This is a genomic window from Microbacterium sp., from assembly GCF_031178525.1.
Lineage (GTDB): Bacteria > Actinomycetota > Actinomycetes > Actinomycetales > Microbacteriaceae > Microbacterium.
Window position 1 is genome coordinate 1 of record NZ_JAPSJA010000207.1, and the last position, 4,044, is coordinate 4,044.

Below are 4,044 nucleotides of genomic sequence, written 5' to 3' on the forward strand. Positions count from 1 at the left end.
CGTCGAGCGCCTGTCGCTGCACGTGCAGAACCTCGTGCACCGGGCGCGGGAACAGGCGTGGTCGCGCAATCCTCTCACCCGCACGCTGAAATCGGCGTACCCGATGATCTTCGATGTCGCCGTCTCCCTCGCGAGCGAGCTCGCCGTGACGCTGGGCATGCAGATCCACGACGACGAGATCGCGTACATCGCGATGCACGTCGGCGGACGCCTCGAGCGCAGCCGCCGCGCCGAGACGATGCTCACCGCGACGATCGTGTGCCCCGGCTACTACGAGCTGCACGAGCTGCTGCGCTCGAGCGTGGACCGGTCGCTCGGCCGCTCGATCGAGGTCATCGGCGTCGAGACGCGCGTGGACCCGGACTGGAGCGCGATCGACTCCGACCTGGTGCTCACGACGATCGAGCCGCCCGTGCTCTCGGCCGGCACGCCCTCGGACCGGATCGTGCGGATCCAGCCGTTCCTGACCGACGCCGACGTCGAGCGGGTCGCCGCCGCCGCGAGCCGCGTGCGCCGCTCCCGCAGGCTCGGGCGGCTGCGGGCCGAGCTCGCGCGCTACTTCTCGCCCGGCGCGTTCTTGCGGGGGATGGATGCCTCGCGCGGCGAGGAGGGGATCATCCGGGATCTGGGCGCCCTGCTCGTGGCGCAGGGCGTCATCGACGAGGAGTACGTCGTCAGCACGATCGAGCGCGAGCGGCTGTCGTCGACGGCGTTCACCGAGACCCTCGCGGTGCCGCACGCGCTGCGGATGACCGCGGCCCGCACGGCGATCGCGCTCGGCATCAGCGATCAGCCCGTTCGGTGGGGCGACAGACGCGTGAACGTCGTCGCGCTCGTCGCCTTCAGCGAGAGCGACCGCGCCGCGTTCCAGACCGTTTTCGAGCAGCTCGTCGAGGTCTTCGGCGAGCCCGACAGCGCGCAGCGTCTCGTGCGGCGCGGCGTCGATCTGTCCTCGTTCCTCGACGAGCTCGCCGCCGTGATCGACGGCTAGCGCGCTGAGACCTCGCGCAGGCGACGGCGCGGGCGCGACGGGCGCGGCGCGCGACGTCAGTGCCCCGGCGGGGCCAGCAGCGATTCGGCGATGTCCAGCGCGGCGTCCGCCCCCGGACCCTCCGCCTCGAGCTCGACCTCCTGCCCGTGCGTCAGCGCCAGGTTCATCACCGCCAGCACGCTCGCGGCGTCGACGGTCGCGCTCGCCGTGCGGATCCGGATGCCGCCATCGCGCCGTTGGGCGATGCGCGCCAGCTCGGCCGCGGGCCGCGCGTGCAGCCCCGCGGCCGCGGTGATCACGACCCTCCGCAGCGCCATCCCCACACCGTACCCGCGCGCCGTCGAACCCGTGCTCTTTCGCCGATCCGGCACGCGAACCACCGCGGATTCGACGAACGAGTGCTGGTCGGCTCGGCGGCGTCGGAAAGACGAGGAGATGCCGCCCGTATTGCGGCGTGTGACGTGAACGTGTGACAGAGCGGGCGGCGGTTCCTACCGTTGAGTCATGAGCGAGAACACGACCCAGGATGTGCTGCCGGTGCAGCGCGCGGTGGTCTCGGCGTGGCCGAGCGCGTGGATCGATGCTCTCGTCATGTGCACGGACGCATCGGGCGTCGCGCTCTCCACGCTCACGGGAGAGGTGCTCGCGATCGACGTGCGGGCGCGCGTGTCCGCCGGCGAGCCGGTGGCGTTCCACCCGGTCGCGGAGGTGCTTTCCGTCGGCGGCCGGCTCATCCGCGCGCGTCGCCGCTGATCCTTCCCGCCGTCAGGCCATCTGCATCGCGTCCATCGCCCTGCGACAGGTCTCGACCATCGCCTCGCACGCCATGGCGCAGATGCGGCAGTGCTCCGCCATCTCTGCGTGCATGCGGCACTCGGCCGCGCAGGCCTCGCCCATGGTCATGCACGCGGTCATCATGGCGCGCATGACGCCCGTGTCGTAGCCCATCGGGCGCATCATCATGCGCATGGTCGCGCCGGCGACATCCGCCATGTTGGCGCACATCGACGCGCACTTCGCCATGTTCTCGCCGGCGTCCGCGTCGGCGCACATCGTCGCCGTCATGCCCACCGCCGAGCACGCCTCGATGCACTCCTGCATCATCGCCATGTCCATGCCTGTCGCCTGAGCGCTCGGCATGGACTCCATCATGTCCATCATCATTCCCATGTGCGTCGTCCTCTCGTCGGGGACGGCGAAGCCGCCCGTCTGCTCGCATGCTACGTCGCGGAGAGGTGGCGCCCAAGGGGTTCAGGAGAGGCGATCCAGCCGTTCTCTCACGGCCTGCTCGAGCGCGACGAGGCGCGCCGCGGAGTCCTCCATCGACTCGCCGCGCACGTCGAGGTAGACCTTGAGCTTCGGCTCGGTGCCGCTCGGGCGGAAGATGATGCGGGACCCGTCCGCGAGGCTGTAGCGCAGGACGTCCCCGCCCAGGCCCGCCGGGTCCTGCAGCAGGTCGTCGGCCTGCGCGACCTTCGTGTCGCCGAACGAGGAGGGCGGATCGGCGCGCAGGGCGGCCATCATCGCCGCGATCGTCGAGACGTCCTCGACGCGCACCGACACCTGACCGCTCGCGTAGAAGCCGATCTCCGTCGTGAGCTCGTCGAGCAGGTCGGCGATCGTCAGGCCGCGGCCGCGCGCCTCCGTCGCGAGCTCGAGGAACGCGATCGACGCCGAGATGCCGTCCTTGTCGCGCACCGTCTCGGGGTTCACGAGGTACCCGAGCGCCTCCTCGAAGCCGAACACCATGCCGGGCGCGCGGGAGATCCACTTGAAGCCCGTGAGGGTCTCGTGGAAGTCGAGATCGTACTTCTCGGCGATCGCGCCCAGACCCGGCGAGGACACGAGCGAGCACGCGAGCGATGCGCCGGACGTGCCGGCCGCCGCTCGGGCGGCACGCCGGCCCAGCAGCAGCCCGACCTCGTTGCCGGTCAGGCGACGCCAGCCGCCTTCGCCCCCCTCGCCGCGCAGCGGGATGGCGACCGCGAGGCGGTCGGCATCCGGATCCTGCGCGATCACGAACTCCGCGTCCGAGGAGCGGGCCGTCGCGAAGGCGAGGTCCATCGCGCCGGGCTCCTCGGGGTTCGGGAACGCCACGGTCGGGAAGCGGCCGTCGGGATCGATCTGCTCGGGCACCACGGTGGGGGCGGGGTAGCCCGCGGCCTGCAGCACCCGGGCGAAGGTCTCCCAGCCGACGCCGTGCATCGCGGTGTAGACCCAGCGCGTGCCGGCGGCGCCCTCGGGAGCCGGCCCCACGGCGGCGGTCGCCGAGACGTACTCCTCGACGACCGCCTCGTCGGCGATCTCGTAGTCGGTCGAGCGCGGCAGGTCGAGCACCGAGCTCTCGTCCGCGATCCGCCGGATGGACGCCGCGATCTCGCCGTCGGACGGCGCCACGATCTGGGAGCCCGCGTCACGCCCGCCGAGGTAGACCTTGTAGCCGTTGTCGTTCGGGGGATTGTGGCTCGCCGTCACCATGACGCCGGCGTCGGCGCCCAGGTGCCGCACCGCGAACGCGAGCACCGGCGTCGGAAGGCGCCGGGGGAGCAGGATCGCACGCAGCCCCGCGCCGGCGAACAGCTCGGCGGAGTCGCGGGCGAACACGTCGGAGTTGCGGCGGCCGTCGTAGCCGACGACCACCGTCGGCGTGCCATCGGGATCGCGACCGCGCAGGAACGCCGCGAAGCCCGCCGCCGCCTGCGCCACCAGTACGCGGTTCATGCGGTTGCTGCCCGCGCCGAGCTCGCCGCGCAGGCCCGCGGTGCCGAACTGCAGCCGGCCGTCGAAGCGGTCGGCGAGGTCGTCGACCGCGTCCTCGTCGCCGGACTCCGCGCGCTCGATGAGCCCCGCGAGCTCCTCGCGGGTCTCGTCGTCGGGGTCCTGCGCGAGCCAGGCGCGGGCCTGATCCAGGATCGCGGTGTCCATCACAGCCGCTCGATCACGCGGGCGAGCAGGGCCGAGATCACCGGCTCCGCCTGGCGGCCGGCATCGATCACCTCTTCGTGGCTGAGCGGGTCGGGCGAGATGCCCGCGGCGAGGTTGGTGATGAGCGA

At 72.1% G+C, this 4,044-nt stretch carries 5 protein-coding genes and 1 pseudogene; 2 read left to right on the forward strand and 4 right to left on the reverse strand.

Going from position 1 to position 4,044, the window contains the following annotated elements; translation table 11 throughout:
• A partial coding sequence (locus tag RIF89_RS11600) for a PTS sugar transporter subunit IIA (protein WP_309069267.1) occupies positions 1-991 on the forward strand: 991 nt, incomplete at its 5' end.
• A 56-nt stretch (positions 992-1,047) separates the two neighbouring features.
• Here RIF89_RS11600 and RIF89_RS11605 read toward each other — a convergent pair.
• A complete protein-coding gene (locus RIF89_RS11605) occupies positions 1,048-1,308 on the reverse strand; it encodes an HPr family phosphocarrier protein (RefSeq protein ID WP_309069268.1) in 261 nt (86 codons plus the stop codon).
• 187 nt (positions 1,309-1,495) lie between these two features.
• Between RIF89_RS11605 and RIF89_RS11610 the strand changes: the two genes are divergently transcribed.
• Positions 1,496-1,744 carry a hypothetical protein gene (locus RIF89_RS11610; protein WP_309069269.1) on the forward strand — a complete coding sequence of 83 codons (249 nt, stop codon included), beginning with the start codon at positions 1,496-1,498 and terminating at the stop codon, positions 1,742-1,744.
• A 12-nt stretch (positions 1,745-1,756) separates the two neighbouring features.
• Here the strand turns inward: RIF89_RS11610 and RIF89_RS11615 are convergent, their stop codons facing one another.
• The 3 genes and pseudogenes from RIF89_RS11615 to RIF89_RS11625 all read right to left on the reverse strand — a co-directional run.
• Complete coding sequence (locus RIF89_RS11615) at positions 1,757-2,161, reverse strand: aldehyde dehydrogenase (protein WP_309069270.1); 405 nt, start codon at positions 2,159-2,161, stop codon at positions 1,757-1,759.
• An 81-nt stretch (positions 2,162-2,242) separates the two neighbouring features.
• Entirely contained in the window at positions 2,243-3,916 is a 1,674-nt protein-coding gene (locus RIF89_RS11620) for a phospho-sugar mutase (protein ID WP_309069271.1), read from the reverse strand.
• Positions 3,916-4,044 (reverse strand): annotated as a pseudogene (locus RIF89_RS11625) (purine-nucleoside phosphorylase); the annotation flags it as partial. The gene RIF89_RS11620 and the pseudogene RIF89_RS11625, both read right to left, overlap by 1 nt.

Coding starts and splice junctions, on each gene's coding strand:
- RIF89_RS11615 (WP_309069270.1), bottom strand. CDS start 2,161: ATGGGAATGATGATGGACATGATGGAGTCCATGCCGAGCGCTCAGGCG.
- RIF89_RS11620 (WP_309069271.1), bottom strand. CDS start 3,916: ATGGACACCGCGATCCTGGATCAGGCCCGCGCCTGGCTCGCGCAGGAC.
- RIF89_RS11610 (WP_309069269.1), top strand. CDS start 1,496: ATGAGCGAGAACACGACCCAGGATGTGCTGCCGGTGCAGCGCGCGGTG.
- RIF89_RS11605 (WP_309069268.1), bottom strand. CDS start 1,308: ATGGCGCTGCGGAGGGTCGTGATCACCGCGGCCGCGGGGCTGCACGCG.